Consider the following 18,884-nt stretch of genomic DNA (forward strand, 5'->3'; position numbering starts at 1 on the left):
GTTTTGGAGGTCTAGACCGATCAGAACGCCGGCAGGATTGCGCCTTTGTACTTCTCGAGGATGAAGGCTTTCACTTCAGGCGTGTGCAGCGCTGCAACCAGCTTCTTCACTGCATCCGAATCCTTGTTGTCTTCGCGGGTGACCAGGATGTTCACGTAAGGCGAGTCGTTGCCTTCGATGACCAATGCATCCTTGGACGGGTCCAGCTTGGCTTCCAGCGCGTAGTTGGTGTTGATCAGTGCCAGGTCGACCTGGGTCAGCACGCGCGGCAACGTGGCGGCTTCCAGTTCGCGGAATTTCAGGTTCTTGGTGTTACCGGTGATGTCCTTGATGGTCGACAGGATGTCGGTCGGGTCCTTCAGGGTGATCAGGCCGTTCTTGGCCAGCAGCAACAGGGCGCGGCCGCCGTTGGTGGCGTCGTTCGGGATTACGACGTTGGCGCCGTCCGGCAGCTCGTCCAGCTTCTTGTACTTGCTGGAGTAGGCGCCCAGGGGCTCCAGGTGCACGGCGCCGACGCTCACCAGGTGAGTGCCCTTGGCCTTGTTGAATTCATCCAGGTACGGCTGGTGCTGGAAGAAGTTGGCGTCCAGGCGTTTTTCAGCGACCTGCACGTTTGGCTGCACGTAGTCGGTGAAGACTTTGACCTGCAAGTCCACGCCTTCTTTGGCGAGGGCCGGCTTCACGAACTCCAGGATTTGCGCGTGCGGCACCGGCGAGGCGGCGACCGTGAGGGTCTCGGCGTGGGCGGAGAACGCGGCAACGGCGGCGAAAGCAACCAGTAGTTTTTTCATCCAGCAAGCTCCTTGTTCGGGCATGTGCCGACGCACGGTCGGCAATGGCCGTTATTTTCGAGAAAAGTGCACCACCAGCTTGTCGCCGACGGTTTGCAGAATTTGCACCAGAATCAGCAGCATCACCACGGTGACCACCATCACATCGGTCTGGAAACGCTGGTAACCGAAACGGATCGCCAGGTCACCCAGGCCGCCGGCACCGACCACGCCGGCCATCGCCGTGTAGGACACCAGTGTAATCGCCGTCACCGTAATCGCCGCGAAAATGCCGGGGCGGGCTTCGGGCAACAGGGCGTTGGTGATGATCTGGCGGGTGGTGGCGCCCATGGATTGGGTGGCCTCGATGATGCCGCGGTCCACTTCGCGCAGGGCGGTTTCCACCAGGCGTGCGAAGAATGGCGTGGCACCGACGACCAATGGTGGAATCGCACCTGCCACGCCCAGCGAAGTGCCAGTGATCAGGACGGTGAACGGGATCATCACGATCAACAGGATGATGAACGGCAGCGAGCGCAGGATATTCACGATCAGCGACAGCAGTGCGTACAGACCCTTCTGCTCGAACAACTGGCGCGGGCTGGTCAGGAACAGCAGCACACCCAGCGGCAGGCCCAGCACCACGGTGAAGAACAGCGAGCCGAACAGCATGGTCATGGTGTCGCCAGTGGCGAGCCAGATTTCGGACCAGTCGATATTGGCGAAGAAACTCAACAGGACTTCCATTAGCGCAGGACCTCCATGTGGACGTCAGCGGCGGTGAAGCGCGCGAAGGCGGCTTCCATGTCGCCACCCGTGACGGCGAGCGTCAGTTGCCCGTAGGGGATGTCTTTGATGCGGTCGATACGACCGGCGAGGATGCTGTAGTCCACCCCTGTTTCGCGGGCGACGGTACCCAGCAACGGTGCGTAGGTCGCTTCGCCCTGAAAGGTCAGGCGCACGATACGGCCTGGGACGTGGGCGAAGTCATCGCGTTGCTCGCCTTCATCGACCTGCTCGGCTTCTTGTACGAAGCGTTTGGTGGTCGGGTGCTTAGGGTGCAGGAACACATCGGCCACCGAGCCTTGCTCGACGATCACGCCGGCGTCCATCACCGCCACCTGGTCGCAGACGCGGCGGATCACGTCCATTTCATGAGTGATCAGCACGATGGTCAGCTTGAGTTCGCGGTTGATCTCGGCCAGCAGTTGCAGCACCGAGGCGGTGGTCTGCGGGTCGAGCGCGCTGGTGGCTTCGTCGCACAGCAGGATCTTGGGCTTGGTCGCCAGGGCGCGGGCGATGCCGACGCGCTGCTTCTGGCCACCGGACAACTGCGCCGGGTACTTCCTGGCGTGGTCCGACAGGCCGACGCGGGCGAGCAACTCGGCGACGCGCAGGTCGATGTCCTTGCGCGACAATTCGCCGGCCAGGGTCAGTGGCAGCGCCACGTTGTCGGCGACGGTCTTGGAGGCCAGCAGGTTGAAGTGCTGGAAGATCATCCCGACCTGCTGGCGAAAACGGCGCAGGCCGTTGGCGTCCAGGGCAGTGACTTCTTCGCCATCCACCGTGATCTGGCCGCCGCTCGGTTCTTCGAGGCGGTTGATCAGGCGCAGCAGCGTGCTTTTACCCGCACCCGAGTGGCCGATCAGGCCAAATACCTGGCCGTTTTTGACGCGCAGGCTGGTGGGGTGCAGGGCGGGAATATCCTTACCGGCGACGCGGTAGGTTTTATGGACGTTTTGAAACTCGATCACGTAGCGAACCTTGTGGGGCGCATTGAAAAGGGATCAGCGGTTAGCCGGGCGCGCATTTTAGCCTGTCCGACTAGCGTTTCTTAGCATTTATTTCGCAATCATCCAGCGATTTGGCAATAACGCGATCAAAGGTCATAAAAAAGGAACGGCCCAAAACCTCATCAGTCACTACTTAAGCAACTCGTTTTCCAGGTGCCGTGCCTGGGGGTTTGCTCAAACGAGCCGGGGACCGCTCTGGCCATTTAAAACCAAGGAGTTTTACCTGATGAGTACCGAGAAGCCAGGAACCCCGCCGAAGAGTGAACTCGCGGGCACCGAAACCCTGGACCGTGGCAACACCAACGCCAAGCTGCAGGCCCTGGACGAATTCCGCTCCGACGCGACCGGCCAGGCCCTGCGTACCAACCAAGGCGTAAAGATTTCCGATAACCAGAACACCCTGAAAGTCGGCTCCCGCGGCCCGTCGTTGCTGGAAGACTTCATCATGCGTGAAAAGATCACGCATTTTGACCATGAACGCATCCCGGAGCGCATCGTGCATGCGCGCGGTACTGGCGCCCATGGTTACTTTCAGACCTATGAAGATCACTCGGCGCTTTCCAAAGCCGCCTTCCTGCGCATCCCGGAGCATAAAACCCCGGTGTTTGCGCGTTTCTCCACCGTGCAGGGCCCACGCGGCTCGGGCGATACGGTGCGTGACGTGCGTGGCTTTGCGGTGAAGTTCTTCACCGAAGAAGGCAACTTCGACCTGGTGGGCAACAACATGCCGGTGTTCTTCATTCAGGACGCGATCAAATTTCCTGACTTCGTGCACGCCGTCAAGCCTGAACCGCACAACGAGATCCCTACCGGCGGATCGGCGCACGATACGTTCTGGGACTTTGTCTCGCTGGTGCCGGAGTCGGCTCACATGGTCGTCTGGGCGATGTCCGACCGCGCCATTCCAAAAAGCCTGCGCGCCATGCAGGGCTTTGGCGTGCACACCTTCCGTCTGATCAACACCGAAGGCAAATCGAGCTTTGTGAAATTTCACTGGCGGCCGAAAGTCGGCACTTGCTCGCTGGTGTGGGACGAAGCGCAAAAGCTGGCCGGTAAAGACACCGACTACCACCGTCGCGACCTGTGGGAAGCGATCGAGAGCGGCGATTACCCTGAGTGGGAATTGGGCGTGCAAATTGTCGCGGAAGAAGACGAACATAAGTTCGATTTCGACCTGCTCGACCCGACCAAGATCATCCCTGAAGAACTGGTGCCGATCACCCCGCTGGGCAAGATGGTGCTGAACCGCAACCCGGACAACTTCTTTGCCGAAGTCGAGCAGGTTGCGTTCTGCCCAGGCCATATCGTGCCGGGTATCGACTTCACCAACGACCCGCTGCTGCAAGGCCGTCTGTTTTCCTACACCGATACACAGATCAGCCGTCTCGGTGGCCCGAACTTCCACGAGATTCCGATCAATCGTCCGGTTGCACCGAACCACAACAACCAGCGTGATGCCCAGCATCGGACCGTGATCGACAAGGGTCGCGCCGCTTACGAGCCGAACTCCATTGACGGCGGCTGGCCGAAGGAAACGCCTGCGGGCCCGACCGACGGTGGTTTTGAGACCTACTACGAGCGGATCGATGCGAACAAGGTGCGCGAGCGCAGTGAATCGTTCGGTGACCATTTCTCCCAGGCCACGCTGTTTTTCAACAGCATGAGCCATCACGAGAAAGAGCACATCATCGCCGCCTACAGCTTTGAGTTGGGCAAGGTCGAGCGCGAGCACATTCGTGCGCGCCAGGTGAATGAGATCCTGGCCAATATCGACCTGGAGCTGGCCAAGCGCGTTGCGCAGAACCTGGGCTTGCCCGCGCCGACCAAAGGCACGGTGCCTGTGCGTGAAACCTCGTTGAAAATATCGCCGGCCTTGAGCCAGGTGAATCTGCTCTCGGGTGACATCAAGACACGTAAAGTGGCGATCCTGGCCGCCAACGGCGTGGATGGCGCGGCGATTGATGCCATGAAAAAAGCCCTGGAGGCAGAAGGTGCGCACGCCAAATTGCTCGGGCCGACCTCGGCACCTGTCACCACGGCGGACGGCAAGACGCTGCCGGTGGATGCGTCGATGGAAGGCATGCCGTCCATTGCTTTCGACGCGGTGTTTATCCCAGGCGGCAAAGCCTCGGTGGACGCGCTGAGCGCTGACGGTGTGGCGTTGCATTACGTGCTGGAAGCGTACAAGCACCTGAAGGCGATAGCGGTGGGCAGTGACGTGAAGCCATTGCTGGATCTGCTGAAGCTGGAGGCGGATGCGGGGTTGATCGTGGCGGCCGATGCCAAGGCGTTCAAGGCGTTCTTCGCGGCGATTGCCCAGCATCGGGTCTGGGAGCGTGAGCCGAAGGCCAAGGCGATTCCGGCTTAAGTCATCTGTTGCTTGTTAGAGTGCTATCGCGGCGGTGCGACGACTCGACAAGCCCGCTCCCACATTTGAATTGTGAATACATTCAAGTGTGGGAGCGGGCTTGCCCGCGATGCTTTTAGTTTGCCTTACGCGGAATCAGCACAACCTGCGCCGGAATATGTTTCAAGATCTGCCGGTGGATCTTCAGCTCATACCCCGAATCAATCCGCTTCACCCGTTTGGTCAGCAACGTGGCCAGCCACGGGTAATCCTCGGTGCGCGGCGCCTGGATGCTCACGTCGCACTGGTAATTCACCACATCGGTGGCGATTGCATCCAGTTGGTGACGTAGCGCCTGGATGTCGGTGAGGTTCAACGCCATGGTGGTGCTGGGGGCTGCCGGGTCGATGACCTTGGCGGCGGGCTTGGCTTCGGCGGCCTTCAAGGCTTGCTCGGCGTTATCCAGCTCGACTTTGCGGGCATGGGTAATGGCGCTGTTGACGCCGCCGGTCAGCGCCGGTGCTTTGGGCATCAAGGCGCGGGCGCGGCTCAAGGCCGTTGCGGCGGCGTTGACATCCCCCTTTTGCAGCACGATCTGGCTGCGCTGCAGATAGGCTTCCGCCAACTGCCGCTGGTAGTTTTCCAGCGTCGGGTCTTTGGGCGACTGGGCCTGCAACACGGCAAGCTGGTCTTCGGCGGTGGCCAGTTCACTGCTGGCCAGGTTTTGCTCCAGCTGCGCGATGGCCGCGGCACGCGGGTCCGCAGCCTCTGGCGCGACGGGCGGTGTGCTTTGACAGGCGCCCAGCAGCAGGGAAAATGCGGCAAGGAGCAGATAACGGGAGGTGAACAGCTTCATTCCTGCGACTCTCTATTTGCGCAAAAAGCGAGCAAGTCTACACCCCTCGACGGGGCAGGACAAAACTCAGCAAAAACAGGGCGGCGGCCGTGACCACGATGGATGGGCCGGCCGGGGTGTCCTTGAACCAGGACAACGCCAAGCCCCCGCACACCGCAAGCATCCCCAGCAGGCTGGCGCCGATCGCCATTTGCTCCGGCGAACGGGCGTGGCGCTGGGCGGCGGCGGCCGGGATGATCAGCAGCGACGTGATCAACAATACGCCGACAATCTTCATCGCGACAGCAATCACCACGGCGATCAGCAACATCAGGGCCATGCGCAGGCTCGGTACGGGCAAGCCTTCCACTCTGGCCAGTTCTTCGTGCACGGTGATTGCCAGCAGCGGGCGCCAGAGGGCGACTAGCAACACCAGCACCACCGCAGCGCCGCCGAGGATCCAGGCCAGATCGGTCGGGCTGATCGCAAGCAGATCGCCGAACAGGTAGGCCATCAGGTCGATGCGCACTTCGTGCATGAAGCTCAGCACCACCAGGCCCAGGGACAGGGTGCTCGGCGCCAGGATGCCCAGCAAAGTATCGGAGGCCAACGGTTGGCGTTGTTGCAGGGTCACCAGCAGCACCGCCAGGAGCAGGCAGCCCACGGTCACGGCGATGGCCGGGCTCACATCCAGCAAGAAGCCCATGGCCACGCCCAGCAGCGCGGCGTGGGACAAGGTGTCGCCAAAATAGGCCATGCGCCGCCAGACCACGAACGAGCCCAATGGACCCGCCACCAACGCCAAAGCCAAGCCTGCCAGCAGGGCGTAAAGCAGAAAATCAGCCATGCTTGCAGCCATCTCCATGAACGTGGGGGGTAGACGCGTCATCGACAACGGCGCCATGCAGATCATGGGCGTGGTCGTGATGGTGGTGATAAATCGCCAGGCTCTGGGCGTTCTTGCCGAACAGCTCGACGAACGCCGGGTCGCCGCTGACTTGTTCGGGATGCCCCGAGCAGCAGACGTGGCGGTTGAGGCACACGACCTGGTCGGTGGTGCTCATCACCAGGTGCAAATCGTGGGACACCATCAGCACGCCGCAGCCATGGCGATCGCGCAGGCGAGTGATCAGGCTGTACAGCTCGGCCTGGCCAGCCACGTCGACGCCTTGCACGGGTTCATCCAGCACCAGCAGTTCCGGCTCGCGCAACAGGGCGCGGGCCAGCAGCACGCGCTGCATCTCGCCGCCGGAGATGCTTTGCACCGGGCTGTCGATGACCTGTTCGGCACCGACTTCCTTGAGGGCAGCCTGGGCGCGGGCGCGGTCCACACCCGGCACCAGGCGCAGGAAGCGCAATACGGACAGGGGCAGCGTCGGGTCGACATGCAGCTTCTGCGGCATATACCCCACGCGCAGCTTGGGTTTGCGCCACACGCTGCCGGTGTCGGGCTTGAGCAGGCCGAGCACGGCGCGCACCAAGGTGGTTTTGCCGGCGCCGTTGGGGCCGATCAGGGTGACGATCTGCCCAGGCTCTACGCTCAGTGCGATGTTATCCAGCACAGTTTGCCCGGCAAACGTGACCCCGACCTGTTCCAGGCGGATTAAAGCGTTGCTCATCAAGCCCCCTGGCAGCCCGAGCACAGGCCGACCACTTCGACCGTTTGCCCTTCGACCGTGAAGCCGACATCCGCAGCGCTCTGGATGATGGCGTCGCTGATGATTTTCTGTTCAAGCTCGATGGCAGCGTGACACTCGCGGCAGATCAGGAACTGGCCCTGGTGCGCATGTTCCGGATGGTTGCAGCCAACGAAAGCGTTGAGCGAGGCGATGCGGTGCACCAGGCCGTTTTCCAGCAGGAAGTCCAGCGCGCGGTACACGGTCGGCGGTGCAGCGCGACGGCCGTCCTGTTCGCTCAGCACGCCCAGAATGTCGTAGGCACCCAGCGGCTTGTGGCTTTGCCACACCAGTTCCAGCACACGGCGACGCAAGGCCGTCAGGCGCAAGCCCTTCTGCGCGCAGAGGGTGTCGGCCTCCGACAGCGCGGTATGCACGCAGTGAGAATGGTCATGGGGACGGCTGGCAAGCGGTGTTTTAGGCATGAGCGGCGACAGATATTTGATAGAGACGTTATTATGTTACCCGTTCCTACGCCATCGAGTGGTCATCGTGTCCCGACTTTTTCCCGTTTTTGTCGTATTTGTCACCAGTTTGTTCGTAACTGGGGTTGCTCAGGCCGAGGTCAAGGTGCTCACCAGCATCAAGCCCCTACAGCTGATTGCCGCTGCTGTGCAGGACGGTGTTGCGGTGCCTGAGGTGCTGCTGCCTCCGGGTGCATCGCCGCATAATTACGCGCTGCGTCCATCCGACGTACGGCGCGTGCAGTCGGTGGACCTGCTGTACTGGATCGGGCCGGATATGGAGACCTTCCTGCCGCGCGTGCTCAAAGGTCGTACGGCGACGACGGTAGCGGTACAGGACCTTGCGGGTATGAAGCTGCGTCGTTTCGGCGAAGATGCCCACTCGCACGCTGATGATGCCGATGAACATGACCACGATCACCGCCCTGGCAGCGTCGACGCGCATTTGTGGCTGTCGACGGTGAACGCACGCGTGATTGCCGCGCGGATGGCGGCTGATCTGGCTGCGGCCGACCCGACCAATGCCGCGCGTTACCAGAGCAATGCGAAGGCGTTCGATGAGCGCCTGGATGCCCTGGATGCTCGCCTGAAGAAGCGCCTGGCGGTCGTCGAGGGCAAACCTTACTTCGTGTTCCACGAAGCCTTCGATTACTTCGAAGACGCTTACGGTTTGAAGCATGCAGGCGTGTTCAGCGTTGCCGCTGAAGTGCAGCCTGGCGCCCAGCATGTGGCGGCGATGCGCACGCGATTGCAGGAAGTGGGCAAGACCTGCGTGTTCAGCGAACCGCCGCTGCGGCCGCGTTTGGCTGAGACGCTGGTGGCCGGTTTGCCGGTGAAGTTGGCGGAGCTGGACGCGTTGGGCGGCTACACACCGGCCACGGCCCAAGGCTACGAACAGGTACTGGAGAATTTGGGTAACAATTTGGCCGGGTGCCTGGAGTCCCTCTAACCGCCAACGCATAACCACTGTGGGAGCTGGCTTGCCTGCGATCATTTGTAGTGAGCGGGCTTGCCCCGCGCTGGGTGGCGAAGCCGCCCTAATACAGACACCGCCAAACTCCAGATGAAACTTGGTCGCCTGGTTTGGGGCGGCTTCGCCACCCAGCGCGGGGCAAGCCCGCTCACTACAAGTTGCCCTGTGCTTCTGTAGGTTGATCGAGGTGAGTTCTAGAGGGCGAACGGCAGTTGAACCGTGACCTGCTGACGCTGCACCAGCCGGTGCTCGAACTCTGCTGGGTCGTGGATCAATACGTCCTGCCCGGCAAATGACTCGGCCGCGATCAGGCGTGACAGCCAGAACCGCACACACGCCACGCGCAGCATGGTTGGCCACAGCTCGGCTTCCTTGGCGGTGAAGCGCCGCAAGCCCGCATAAGCGCCCAGCAATGCGCGGGCGCGTGGCCCGTCAATCACGCCCTGCGCATCCGAACACCAGTCATTCAACGCGATCGCTACGTCGTACAGCATCGGGCCGGAGCACGCGTTGTAGAAATCGATCAGGCCAGTGAGGTGCGTGCCTTCGAACATCGCGTTGTCGCGGAACAGGTCGGCGTGAACGTTGGCGCGCGGCAGGGCGAGGATGTCGGCCTTGTGTGCTTCGATCTCTGTCAATGCCGCCTGCAGCAGGCGCTGCTGTGCATCGTTCAAGTGCGAAATCAGTTGCGCACCTTCGCTGAGCATCCAGTCCAGGCCGCGATCGGTCTTGCGTTCCAGCACCTTGTCGCCTTGTGTCGCCAGGTGCAGATGGCCCAGCAGGTCGCCCACTTGAGCGCAGTGCTGGGCGTTGGCGTCCTTGATGTGCTTGCCGGCCAGGCGCGGTTGCAGCAATGCCGGTTTGCCTGCAAGCGTGCGCAGGGCCACGCCGTCAGTGGTGCGCAGGGCGTAAGGCACCGGCAGGTCGGCGTCGTGGAGCACGTCGAGCAGCTCGATGAAGAACGGCATCTCGGCGACCGGGCCGCGTTCAACCAAGGTCAGGACGAACTCGCCCTGCTCCAGGCTGATAAAAAAATTGGTGTTTTCGCTACCGGCGGCAATCCCCTGGAAGTCGAGCAGGCGGCCGAGCCCGTAAGGGGCGAGAAAGGTTTCCAGCTCGGGCCGAGCCAGGGGGGTGAACACAGACATGGTTAAAACTGCCAGTACGGGCGCCGCTGTGTGCGGCGCCAATTGAAGTTAAGAAATCATTTCCATTCGAAGATCTTCCATGACGGAATCAGCATATCCGGCTGGTCAGAGCGGATGAAGTTCGCGTCGGTTCCGTCCGCGCGGACCAGGAAATACGGTGGCGCACCCTTCGGGGTGACCTTGATTGCGTACAGGAACCCGTTCTGGCGGTACTCCTGGATGGTCTTGTCGCCTTCCGTGCGAATGGTCACTTCCGGATCACCCCCAGGCGCATCGTCTGCCGCCATGGCAGCCATCGGAGCGAGTGCAATCAAGCCGGTCAACAGCAGGCGATTGAATGTACGCATGATAACCTTATCCCTTTGTCGTCATTGGTCCGGCTATTCTAGCGCCTGACCCGCCGAAAAGGTTGATTCTGCTCATGAGCCACGCACCCCTCGTCCTGGTGGACGGTTCTTCTTATCTGTACCGCGCCTTCCATGCGCTGCCACCGCTGACCACCTCCAAAGGCCTGCCCACCGGTGCGGTCAAGGGTGTGTTGAACATGCTCAAGAGCCTGCGCAAGCAATACCCGGACAGCCCGTTCGCGGTGGTGTTCGACGCCAAGGGTGGGACCTTTCGCGATGACATGTACGCCGAATACAAGGCCAACCGCCCAAGCATGCCCGATGACATGCGCCTGCAGATCGAGCCCCTGCACCAGAGCGTGATCGCGCTGGGCTTCCCGCTGTTGTGCGTCGAAGGCGTGGAGGCCGATGACGTGATCGGCACACTGGCCCGCAGCAGTGCGGCCGCCGACCGTCCGGTGGTGATTTCCACCGGTGACAAGGACATGGCGCAGCTGGTGGACGGGCACATTACCTTGGTCAACACCATGACCGGTAGCGCAATGGACGTGGAGGGCGTAAAGGAGAAATTCGGCGTCGCTCCGGAGCAGATCATTGACTATCTGGCGTTGATGGGCGATTCGTCCGACAACATTCCGGGTGTTCCTGGCATCGGCCCGAAAACCGCGTCCGGCTTGTTGGTCGGTGTCAATGGCGGCCTCAAAGAGCTCTACGAGCAGCTCGATATTGTGCCGACCCTGCCTATTCGCGGCGCCAAGACGTTGCCGGCCAAGCTTGAGGAACACAAGGAGATGGCGTTCCTTTCCTATCAGTTGGCAACGATCAAGATCGACGTGCCGCTCGATGTTGGCCTGGACGACTTGCACCTGATCGAGCCGGACCGCGAGAAGCTCCTGGAGCTTTACACCCTGCTGGAATTCAAGAGCTGGTTCGATGAGATCCAGCGCGATGCCAAGCGTATCGAGCTCAAGACGCCGCCGACCGTTGCGCCTGCGGCAGAAACGGTCGTTGAGGCTGTCGCGACGGTTGCTGTGGAAACTGTCTACACCACCATCCTCGACCAACCCACGTTTGACCTTTGGCTGAAGAAGCTCAACGACGCTACATTGTTTGCCTTCGACACCGAGACCACCGGGATCGACGCCCAGAAGGCGCAGTTGGTCGGGGTTTCCTTCGCCGTGCAGCCCCATGAAGCGGCCTACGTTCCGCTGGCCCATGCCTACGTCGGTGCACCGGAGCAGTTGGACCGCGACACGGTGTTGCTGGCCCTTAAGCCGCTGCTGGAAGACCCGACCAAGCTCAAGGTTGGCCAACATGCCAAGTTCGACATGAACATCCTGGCCAACTGCGCCATCGGTGGCGACCCGGCTCAGGGCATTACCCTGCGTGGCATCGCCTTCGACACCATGCTTGAGTCTTATGTACTGAACGCCACCGCAACCCGGCATGACATGGACAGCCTGGCCAAGAAATACCTCGACTATGACACCGTCACTTTCCAGGACATCGCCGGCAAGGGCGCCAAGCAGCTGACCTTCGACCAGATCGCACTGGAGCAGGCCGGGCCTTATGCAGCGGAAGATGCCGATGTCACCTTGCGCCTGCATCAGGCATTGCACGCGCAACTGGCGGCCTTTCCGAGCCTGGCCAGTGTGCTGACGGACATCGAGATCCCGTTGGTGCCGGTGCTGGCACGCATCGAGCGCCAGGGGGCGCTGGTCGACAAGGAGCTGTTGGGTATCCAGAGCATCGAGCTGGGCAACAAGATGGTCGAACTCGAGCGCCAGGCGTTCGAGATCGCCGGCGAGGCGTTCAACCTGGGTTCGCCCAAGCAGCTCGGCGCGATTCTGTACGAAAAGCTTGGCATGCCCGTGTTGAAAAAAACCGGCAAGGGCCAGGCGTCGACCGCCGAAGAAGTGCTGGCCAAGCTGGCCGAAGATGACTATCCGCTGCCCAAGGTGCTGATGCAGTACCGCAGCATGAGTAAGCTCAAAAGTACCTACACCGACCGCCTGCCGGAACAGATCAACCCGCGTACCGGGCGGGTTCATACGTCCTATCACCAGGCGGTGGCGGCAACGGGGCGTTTGTCGTCCAGTGACCCGAACCTGCAGAACATCCCCGTGCGCACCGCCGAAGGGCGGCGGATCCGCCAAGCGTTCATCGCGCCCAAGGGTTACAAGCTGTTGGCGGCGGACTACTCGCAGATCGAGTTGCGGATCATGGCGCACCTGTCCAAGGACGAAGGGCTGATGAACGCGTTCCGCCACGACCTCGATGTGCACACCGCCACGGCTGCCGAGGTATTCAAGGTCGAATTGGGCGAAGTCACCTCTGATCAGCGCCGCAGCGCCAAGGCGATCAACTTCGGTCTGATCTATGGGATGGGCGCACAGAAGCTGGGCAAGGACATCGGCGTCGACACCAAGACGGCCAAGGCTTACATCGATGTGTACTTTGCCCGCTATCCCGGGGTTCGCGAGTACATGGAGCGCACCCGCGCCCAGGCTTCCGATCAGGGCTATGTCGAAACTTTCTTCGGGCGCAGGCTTTACCTGCCCGATATCCACTCCAACAAGCCGCAGGAGCGCGCGGCCGCGGAACGTACCGCGATCAATGCGCCGATGCAGGGCACGGCGGCGGACATCATCAAGAAAGCCATGGTGCTGGTGGATGACTGGCTCACCGAGTCGGGCCTGGATGCCAGGGTTATCCTGCAGGTGCACGATGAACTGGTGCTGGAGGTGCGTGAGGACCTGGTGGCCGACGTCAGCGCGAAGATTCGCGAGCACATGAGCGCCGCTGCCCAGTTGGACGTGCCGCTGCTGGTGGAGGTGGGCGTGGGTAATAACTGGGACGAGGCACACTGATTACAGGTGCTCTGCCACCTCGTCGCGGGGTGGCAGGGGTGGGTTGGTGCAGGATCAGTCTGTCAGTTATTTACAATAGTTTTTGAACCTGCCGGAACTTAACCTGTGAACTGCTACTCAGAGTTACTGAATGGGTGGTGAAGCCCTTCAATGCTCCTATGTTGTGTTAAGTGTTGGCAGATATCCAGACCCCGCCCTAGCGGTTTGGAATTTGAACCCCGGAACTTCCTCTCCCCATAAGAAGTCCGGGGTTTTTTTTGCCCGCAGAAAAGTTATTCCGCGAGTTCCGCGCCTTTGTCCGCCAGTTCCATCCAGCCGGCCAGCACGGTGTATGCGTCTTCCAGGCCCATGCGTTTTGGCGCCGAGAACAGCTGGATGGTGATCGCGTCGCCCCAGCCTTTACGAATTTCAGACTGTACTTTGAGCAGGGTGTTCTTTGCGGCACCGTAGGTCAGCTTGTCGGCCTTGGTCAGCAGGATATGCATCGGCATGCCGCTGGCGACGGCCCAGTCGAGCATCAGCAGGTCGAAGTCGGTCATCGGATGGCGGATGTCCATCATCAGGATCAGACCCTTCAAGCTCTCCCGACCACCCAGGTAAGCCTCCAGGTGACGCTGCCAATGCAGCTTCAGCGGGATAGGTACTTTTGCATAACCGTAGCCCGGCAGGTCGACCAGACGCCGATCATCGTCTAGCTTGAAGAAGTTGAGGAGCTGTGTGCGACCCGGTGTTTTCGAGGTGCGGGCCAGGCTGGCGTGAGTCAGGGTGTTCAGTGCGCTGGACTTACCGGCATTGGAACGACCGGCAAAGGCGACTTCAAAGCCTTCGTCATCGGGGCATTGGTCAACTTTGGCGGCGCTGAGCATGAACGTGGACTGTTGGCACAGGCCGAGGATGGGATTCTTGAGTTGCATGAGTTTTCCGATGTGGGCGGTGCCGAGAAAGGGTGCGGCAAGCGGTGTCGTTTCCGTTTCAGTAGCGCCAGTATATAATGCCGCAGATTTTGTGTGTGCTTTGTCCCAGCGAAGGATGAGGTTCACGGGAGCGAAAGACCTTTATTGCGCATTAGAACGCAAAACGCTCTCAAGCCCTGAATTGATCGACACATGATCAAGTGGTTGCCCCAGGGTTTCAAGGCAATGCCGCCGCGTGGTTTGTGCAAGGACTGCAGTACTGAGGATTACCAGGCCATCGTTGAGTGGGTGGTGAGTAAACCCGGTAGATAACTCTTAAACCCCTTAGCCGTAGTTGGATTAGCTGATGAACAAACTGATCGTGAGTCTGCTGTTGACCTTGGGCATCACAGGCGCTGGCGTCGCTGCAGAGGGCCCCCTGAAAGGTGACGCCACTGCCGGTCAAGCGAAGGCCGCCGTATGTGGTGCCTGCCATGGGCCGGATGGTAACAGTCCGGCACCGAACTTCCCCAAACTGGCCGGCCAGGGCGAGCGTTACCTGACCAAGCAGATGCAGGATATCAAAAGCGGCAAGCGTACAGTCCTGGAAATGACGGGCTTGCTGACCAACACCAACGATCAGGACATGGCGGATATCGCGGCGTACTTCGCCAGCCAGAAAGGCAGCGTGGGAGCTGCCGATCCGAAACTTGTGGCTCGCGGAGAGAAACTGTTCCGCGGCGGCGACCTGGAAAAAGGCCTGCCTGCCTGCACCGGTTGCCATTCGCCAAACGGCGCCGGTATCGCCGCCGCGGGCTTCCCCCACCTGAGTGGCCAGCACGCCACCTACATCGCCAAGCAGTTGACCGATTTCCGTAAGGAAGAGGCCGGGCGAGCCAACGATGGCGATGCGATGATCATGCGCACGATCGCCCGCAAGCTCAGTGATGAAGACATCGCAGCCGTCTCCAGCTACATCCAGGGTCTGCACTGAGGTGGGCGCGACGTTAACACTCGATTAATCCAGTGATGCAAGCATAAAAAGGGTGGCCCGGGCCGCCCTTTTTTGTGGCCGGTGCCGTTACACTAACGAACTCATGCCCGCGTAGACCTGTCACAACAAAAGGTCGCGTGAGGCGACTTTATTTGTCCAGGAGTAAAGCATGCGTAATCTGATCCTCAGCGCCGCTCTCGTCACTGCCAGCCTCTTCGGCATGACCGCACAAGCTGCCGACGTGCCGCTTGAAGCCGGTAAAACCTACGTTGAATTGGCCAACCCGGTTCCGGTTTCGGTGCCTGGCAAGATCGAAGTGGTGGAGCTGTTCTGGTACGGCTGCCCGCATTGCTACGCCTTTGAGCCGACGATCAACCCATGGGTTGAGAAACTGCCCAAGGATGTGAACTTCAAACGTATCCCGGCCATGTTCGGTGGCCCGTGGGATGCCCACGGCCAATTGTTCCTGACCCTGGAAGCCATGGGCGTAGAGCACAAGGTGCACAACGCCGTATTCAACGCGATCCAGAAAGAAGGCAAGCGCCTGACCAAGCCGGACGAGATGGCTGACTTCGTCGCCACCCAGGGCGTGGACAAGGAAAAATTCCTGGCCACCTTCAACTCCTTCGCAATCCAGGGCCAGATCAAGCAGGCCAAGGAACTGGCGCAGAAGTATGGCGTGCAAGGCGTACCGACCATGATCGTCAACGGCAAGTACCGTTTCGACCTGGGCACTACCGGTGGCCCCGAGGCGACCCTCAATGTTGCTGACCAGTTGATCGCCAAAGAGCGCGCAGCCAAGTAAGGGGCCTGTCATGCGACGCTGGGGTACCGAACGTGTGGTTGGCCTGCATGATCCGCAGGTCAACGAGCATCACCTGGAAACCACAGGCCTGCCGCCGGACAGCCGCCTGCGCCTGCTGAGCTTCAATATTCAGGTAGGCATCAGTACCGAGAAGTATCGGCACTACCTCACCCGTGGCTGGCAGCATTTGCTGCCCCACAATGGGCGTGCCGGCAACCTGCAAAAAATCGGCAACCTGTTGCACGACTTTGACCTTGTCGCGCTGCAGGAAGCCGACGGCGGCAGCATGCGCTCCGGTTACATCAACCAGGTGGAGCATCTGGCTCAGCTGGGCGCCTTCCCGTATTGGTACCAACAACTCAATCGCAACCTCGGGCGCCTGGCCCAGCACAGCAATGGCGTGCTCAGCCGCTTGAAACCCTCCGCTATCGAAGACCATCCGCTGCCTGGCCCCAAGGGGCGGGGTGCGATCCTCGTGCGGTTTGGCGAAGGCCCGGAGGCCCTGGTAGTGGTGATGATGCATCTGGCGTTGGGTGCACGCACCCGCACGATGCAACTGGCCTACATCCGCGAGCTGATTGGCAATTACAAACACCAGGTGCTGATGGGCGACATGAACACCCACGCCAGCGACCTGTTGCTCAATTCTCCGTTGCGCGACCTCGGGCTGTTGGCGCCGCAAGCCGAAGCCACGTTCCCAAGCTGGCGCCCGCAACGCTGTCTTGACCATATCCTGCTCAGCCCTACCCTCACCCTCGAGAGTGTGCAGGTGCTGGCGCAGCCCATCTCCGACCACCTGCCGGTCGCTGTAGAGATTCGTCTGCCGGGTTCGCTCACGGCTGATGCATTGCCCGCGTTGAGCCCAGGCACCGGCGGACCTCTTGCATGAGCGACGACGCCCAGCGCTGGAAAGAGAAATACCTTAAAAGCATCGAGCAGCAAGAAAAGCTCGAACGCCGCTGGGCCGCCCGCCTCGACCTGCTGCGTCGCGGGCTGGTGCGCAGCACGCTGGCTGCTGAAGGCACCGACCTGGCGGTAGACCAATGCATGAAGGAAATGCGTGATGTCGTGCGCACGGATGATATGGACGCCGCCCTCGCCGCTTTGCTGCCGCGCCTGGAAAAGGCCGTGCTGGATTCGGAACAGCGCCGCGAGACTCGCATCGACCAGATGAGTACCGCGCTGACGTCCCTGGTTACACAGCTGCAAAAGCTGCCATTACCCCGCGAGGTCGCCCGACCGCTGAAGACCTTCGCCAAGCAGTTGGACGGGCGTGTCGGCCAGGCGCGCGAGATGCCCTTGTTGCTCAGCGAATTGAGCGGCTTGCAGGGCCAGGCGCTGGACAACCTGGAGCCGGACGGCGAAACCACGCGCCCAGGTCCGGGGCTCTTGCAGCGTCTGTTTGGTACCAAGGAAGTCTCGAATGAGGCGGTGACCAATGAGCCTGCGCCCGGCCCGGTACCACAAGCGCTTGTGGCCAAGCCTGCCGCCGCACCGGACGCCGAGGCTGCACCGCCCGAGCAGTCGCAAGAGCTGACGCAAGCCTTGCGCGCCTTTGCGCCGCAGCCTGAAGTGGTAGCCCCGGCAGCCGAGCCAGCTTCGCCCGCAAGACCTGCCGAAAGCGCCAGTGAAACCTTTGTCTATGAAGCCCCGGCGCAGGCAGCGCCTGTTGATGCGCCACTGGCGCATGTCGAACCTGAACCTGCGGCACAAGAGCCAGCACCGGAAAGTGCCCTCGCCGCCTTTATTGAAACGCCTGAAACGCCTGAAGTGCCAGTCGAAGTACTGAATGAGACGGTCATTGGCAGCCTGTCGCTCCCACCTGTGCTGGATGCCGAGGAGCCGGACCCTGATGAATTGCAATCGGACGGTCCCTATTCCTTACCCGACTCGCCGGAGCCGTCCTACAGCTCCGTGGCCAAGCACATCGAAGACACCCTGCTCGGCCTGCTGGACGAACTGGGGTTGCCTGAGCGCCATCGACCCCAGGCCGAAGCCATGCGTGAGCGCCTTGCCCACGGGCTGAACTGGTACGAGCTGCTGCCCATCCTCGACGACCTGGCCGTCTTGATGCTGGCGATCACCGACAGCGGCCAGCATGAGTTCGAGGCTTACCTCAAGCAGCTTAACGAGCGTCTCGAAGCGTTCCAGGGGCATCTGCAGGTCGCCAGCGATGGTCATGCCGATAGCCGTTCCGCGGCTCGGGAGCTGGACACGCAAATCCGCGAACAAGTCGACGGCCTGCAAAGCAGCGTGCAGGAAGCCGCCGACCTGGACAGCCTCAAGCACGTACTGGAAAGCCACCTGGAAGGCCTGCTGGGCACCATGGATGAGCATCAGCAGCAGCGCGACCAACGCGAGCAGGAAACGGCGGCGCGCTTGAAGGGTCTGGCCGAGCGCGTTGCCAATATGGAACAGGAAGCCCAGGGCTACCGCGATCACTTGGAGGTGCAACGCCAGAAGGCCCTGATCGATCCGCTCACCGGGCTGCCGAACCGCGCAGCCTGGAGCGAGCGCCTCGATCAGGAGGTCAATACCTGGCACCAGCGTGGTAACAACCTATCGCTGGCGATGTTGGACCTGGATCATTTCAAGCGCATCAACGATGGCTACGGTCATCTGGCGGGTGACAAAGTGCTGAAGATCATCGCCAACGTGTTGCACAAACGCCTGCGCCCCAGCGACTTCATTGCGCGCTTTGGCGGTGAAGAGTTTGTACTGCTCATGCCTGACTCGTCCTTGACGCAGGCGCTGGCGGCGGGTGAGGCGTTGCGCGCAGCCATTGAAGCGTGCCCGTTTCACTTCAAGGGCGAGCCAGTGACGATCACCGTGTCCATGGGCGTGGCGCAGTTGGAGCCGGGCGAGCGCAGTGATCTGGCGCTCAAGCGTGCGGATGCGGCGTTGTACCGGGCCAAGGCCGCGGGGCGCAATCAGGTGCAAGCCGCTTGAGAGGCGTTCCTTTGTGCAAT

Annotated in this window: 17 protein-coding genes and 1 pseudogene; 8 read left to right on the top strand and 10 right to left on the bottom strand. The window is 61.2% G+C overall.

The window, feature by feature from the left end; translation table 11 throughout:
• Window positions 1-20 precede the first annotated feature (20 nt).
• The 3 genes from KVG91_RS13625 to KVG91_RS13635 are packed head-to-tail and all read right to left on the bottom strand — an operon-like array spanning window position 21 to window position 2,524.
• On the bottom strand, window positions 21-791 hold the full coding sequence (locus KVG91_RS13625; RefSeq protein WP_169377733.1) for a MetQ/NlpA family ABC transporter substrate-binding protein: 771 nt from the start codon (window positions 789-791) through the stop codon (window positions 21-23).
• A gap of 51 nt (window positions 792-842) precedes the next feature.
• Window positions 843-1,517, bottom strand: a complete 675-nt coding sequence (locus tag KVG91_RS13630; protein ID WP_169377734.1) for a methionine ABC transporter permease — start codon at window positions 1,515-1,517, stop codon at window positions 843-845.
• Window positions 1,517-2,524, bottom strand: coding sequence for a methionine ABC transporter ATP-binding protein (locus tag KVG91_RS13635; RefSeq protein WP_169377735.1), 1,008 nt, complete (start codon window positions 2,522-2,524; stop codon window positions 1,517-1,519). Before KVG91_RS13635 ends, KVG91_RS13630 begins: the two co-directional genes overlap by 1 nt.
• A 265-nt stretch (window positions 2,525-2,789) precedes the next feature.
• Between KVG91_RS13635 and katE the strand changes: the two genes are divergently transcribed.
• The gene (katE, locus tag KVG91_RS13640) at window positions 2,790-4,931 is read left to right on the top strand and encodes a catalase HPII (protein WP_169377736.1); all 2,142 of its coding nucleotides are present in this window, start codon (window positions 2,790-2,792) and stop codon (window positions 4,929-4,931) included.
• Between the two features lie 115 nt (window positions 4,932-5,046).
• Here the strand turns inward: katE and KVG91_RS13645 are convergent, their stop codons facing one another.
• The 4 genes from KVG91_RS13645 to zur are packed head-to-tail and all read right to left on the bottom strand — an operon-like array spanning window position 5,047 to window position 7,846.
• Window positions 5,047-5,766 (bottom strand): PA5502 family lipoprotein, encoded by a 720-nt coding sequence (locus KVG91_RS13645; RefSeq protein ID WP_169377737.1) that lies wholly within the window; start codon window positions 5,764-5,766, stop codon window positions 5,047-5,049.
• A 37-nt stretch (window positions 5,767-5,803) separates the two neighbouring features.
• Window positions 5,804-6,592, bottom strand: coding sequence for a zinc ABC transporter permease subunit ZnuB (gene znuB, locus KVG91_RS13650; RefSeq protein WP_169377738.1), 789 nt, complete (start codon window positions 6,590-6,592; stop codon window positions 5,804-5,806).
• A complete protein-coding gene (gene znuC, locus KVG91_RS13655; RefSeq protein ID WP_169377739.1) occupies window positions 6,585-7,364 on the bottom strand; it encodes a zinc ABC transporter ATP-binding protein ZnuC in 780 nt (259 codons plus the stop codon). Before znuC ends, znuB begins: the two co-directional genes overlap by 8 nt.
• Window positions 7,364-7,846, bottom strand: coding sequence for a zinc uptake transcriptional repressor Zur (zur, locus tag KVG91_RS13660; RefSeq protein ID WP_169377740.1), 483 nt, complete (start codon window positions 7,844-7,846; stop codon window positions 7,364-7,366). Before zur ends, znuC begins: the two co-directional genes overlap by 1 nt.
• A gap of 58 nt (window positions 7,847-7,904) precedes the next feature.
• Here zur and KVG91_RS13665 point away from each other — a divergent pair, with 58 nt between their 5' ends.
• The gene (locus KVG91_RS13665) at window positions 7,905-8,834 is read left to right on the top strand and encodes a zinc ABC transporter substrate-binding protein (RefSeq protein WP_169377741.1); all 930 of its coding nucleotides are present in this window, start codon (window positions 7,905-7,907) and stop codon (window positions 8,832-8,834) included.
• A gap of 218 nt (window positions 8,835-9,052) precedes the next feature.
• On the opposite strand, the gene KVG91_RS13670 is transcribed toward KVG91_RS13665, so the two are convergent.
• Together KVG91_RS13670 and KVG91_RS13675 are read right to left on the bottom strand one after the other, a co-directional pair.
• Window positions 9,053-10,006, bottom strand: a complete 954-nt coding sequence (locus KVG91_RS13670) for a homoserine kinase (protein WP_169377742.1) — start codon at window positions 10,004-10,006, stop codon at window positions 9,053-9,055.
• A gap of 56 nt (window positions 10,007-10,062) precedes the next feature.
• A complete protein-coding gene (locus KVG91_RS13675) occupies window positions 10,063-10,353 on the bottom strand; it encodes a DUF2782 domain-containing protein (protein WP_012721523.1) in 291 nt (96 codons plus the stop codon).
• A 74-nt stretch (window positions 10,354-10,427) separates the two neighbouring features.
• Between KVG91_RS13675 and polA the strand changes: the two genes are divergently transcribed.
• Window positions 10,428-13,223 carry a DNA polymerase I gene (gene polA / locus KVG91_RS13680; protein WP_169377743.1) on the top strand — a complete coding sequence of 932 codons (2,796 nt, stop codon included), beginning with the start codon at window positions 10,428-10,430 and terminating at the stop codon, window positions 13,221-13,223.
• Window positions 13,224-13,495: 272 nt separating this feature from the next.
• Here polA and yihA read toward each other — a convergent pair whose 3' ends face one another.
• On the bottom strand, window positions 13,496-14,137 hold the full coding sequence (gene yihA, locus KVG91_RS13685; protein WP_076952232.1) for a ribosome biogenesis GTP-binding protein YihA/YsxC: 642 nt from the start codon (window positions 14,135-14,137) through the stop codon (window positions 13,496-13,498).
• Between the two features lie 207 nt (window positions 14,138-14,344).
• Between yihA and KVG91_RS27580 the strand changes: the two are divergent.
• The 5 genes and pseudogenes from KVG91_RS27580 to KVG91_RS13705 all read left to right on the top strand — a co-directional run.
• A pseudogene (locus tag KVG91_RS27580) lies at window positions 14,345-14,449 on the top strand (c-type cytochrome); the annotation flags it as partial.
• Window positions 14,450-14,483: 34 nt separating this feature from the next.
• Window positions 14,484-15,110, top strand: a complete 627-nt coding sequence (locus KVG91_RS13690; protein ID WP_169377744.1) for a c-type cytochrome — start codon at window positions 14,484-14,486, stop codon at window positions 15,108-15,110.
• Between the two features lie 169 nt (window positions 15,111-15,279).
• Window positions 15,280-15,915: a thiol:disulfide interchange protein DsbA gene (gene dsbA, locus KVG91_RS13695; RefSeq protein ID WP_169377745.1), complete on the top strand. Its 636-nt coding sequence runs from the start codon at window positions 15,280-15,282 to the stop codon at window positions 15,913-15,915.
• Window positions 15,916-15,925: 10 nt separating this feature from the next.
• The gene (locus KVG91_RS13700) at window positions 15,926-16,804 is read left to right on the top strand and encodes an endonuclease/exonuclease/phosphatase family protein (RefSeq protein WP_169377746.1); all 879 of its coding nucleotides are present in this window, start codon (window positions 15,926-15,928) and stop codon (window positions 16,802-16,804) included.
• Window positions 16,801-18,864 carry a GGDEF domain-containing protein gene (locus KVG91_RS13705; RefSeq protein ID WP_169377747.1) on the top strand — a complete coding sequence of 688 codons (2,064 nt, stop codon included), beginning with the start codon at window positions 16,801-16,803 and terminating at the stop codon, window positions 18,862-18,864. Before KVG91_RS13700 ends, KVG91_RS13705 begins: the two co-directional genes overlap by 4 nt.
• The last annotated feature ends 20 nt before the right edge of the window (window positions 18,865-18,884 follow it).

This window comes from Pseudomonas azadiae (assembly GCF_019145355.1).
Classification (GTDB): Bacteria; Pseudomonadota; Gammaproteobacteria; order Pseudomonadales; family Pseudomonadaceae; genus Aquipseudomonas; species Aquipseudomonas azadiae.

Excerpts from the sequence above, each read along its gene's own strand:
- KVG91_RS13625 (WP_169377733.1), bottom strand. The coding sequence starts at position 791 with ATGAAAAAACTACTGGTTGCTTTCGCCGCCGTTGCCGCGTTCTCCGCC.
- KVG91_RS13630 (WP_169377734.1), bottom strand. The coding sequence starts at position 1,517 with ATGGAAGTCCTGTTGAGTTTCTTCGCCAATATCGACTGGTCCGAAATC.
- katE (WP_169377736.1), top strand. The coding sequence starts at position 2,790 with ATGAGTACCGAGAAGCCAGGAACCCCGCCGAAGAGTGAACTCGCGGGC.
- KVG91_RS13645 (WP_169377737.1), bottom strand. The coding sequence starts at position 5,766 with ATGAAGCTGTTCACCTCCCGTTATCTGCTCCTTGCCGCATTTTCCCTG.
- znuB (WP_169377738.1), bottom strand. The coding sequence starts at position 6,592 with ATGGCTGATTTTCTGCTTTACGCCCTGCTGGCAGGCTTGGCTTTGGCG.
- znuC (WP_169377739.1), bottom strand. The coding sequence starts at position 7,364 with ATGAGCAACGCTTTAATCCGCCTGGAACAGGTCGGGGTCACGTTTGCC.
- zur (WP_169377740.1), bottom strand. The coding sequence starts at position 7,846 with ATGCCTAAAACACCGCTTGCCAGCCGTCCCCATGACCATTCTCACTGC.
- KVG91_RS13670 (WP_169377742.1), bottom strand. The coding sequence starts at position 10,006 with ATGTCTGTGTTCACCCCCCTGGCTCGGCCCGAGCTGGAAACCTTTCTC.
- KVG91_RS13675 (WP_012721523.1), bottom strand. The coding sequence starts at position 10,353 with ATGCGTACATTCAATCGCCTGCTGTTGACCGGCTTGATTGCACTCGCT.
- polA (WP_169377743.1), top strand. The coding sequence starts at position 10,428 with ATGAGCCACGCACCCCTCGTCCTGGTGGACGGTTCTTCTTATCTGTAC.
- yihA (WP_076952232.1), bottom strand. The coding sequence starts at position 14,137 with ATGCAACTCAAGAATCCCATCCTCGGCCTGTGCCAACAGTCCACGTTC.
- KVG91_RS13690 (WP_169377744.1), top strand. The coding sequence starts at position 14,484 with ATGAACAAACTGATCGTGAGTCTGCTGTTGACCTTGGGCATCACAGGC.
- dsbA (WP_169377745.1), top strand. The coding sequence starts at position 15,280 with ATGCGTAATCTGATCCTCAGCGCCGCTCTCGTCACTGCCAGCCTCTTC.
- KVG91_RS13700 (WP_169377746.1), top strand. The coding sequence starts at position 15,926 with ATGCGACGCTGGGGTACCGAACGTGTGGTTGGCCTGCATGATCCGCAG.
- KVG91_RS13705 (WP_169377747.1), top strand. The coding sequence starts at position 16,801 with ATGAGCGACGACGCCCAGCGCTGGAAAGAGAAATACCTTAAAAGCATC.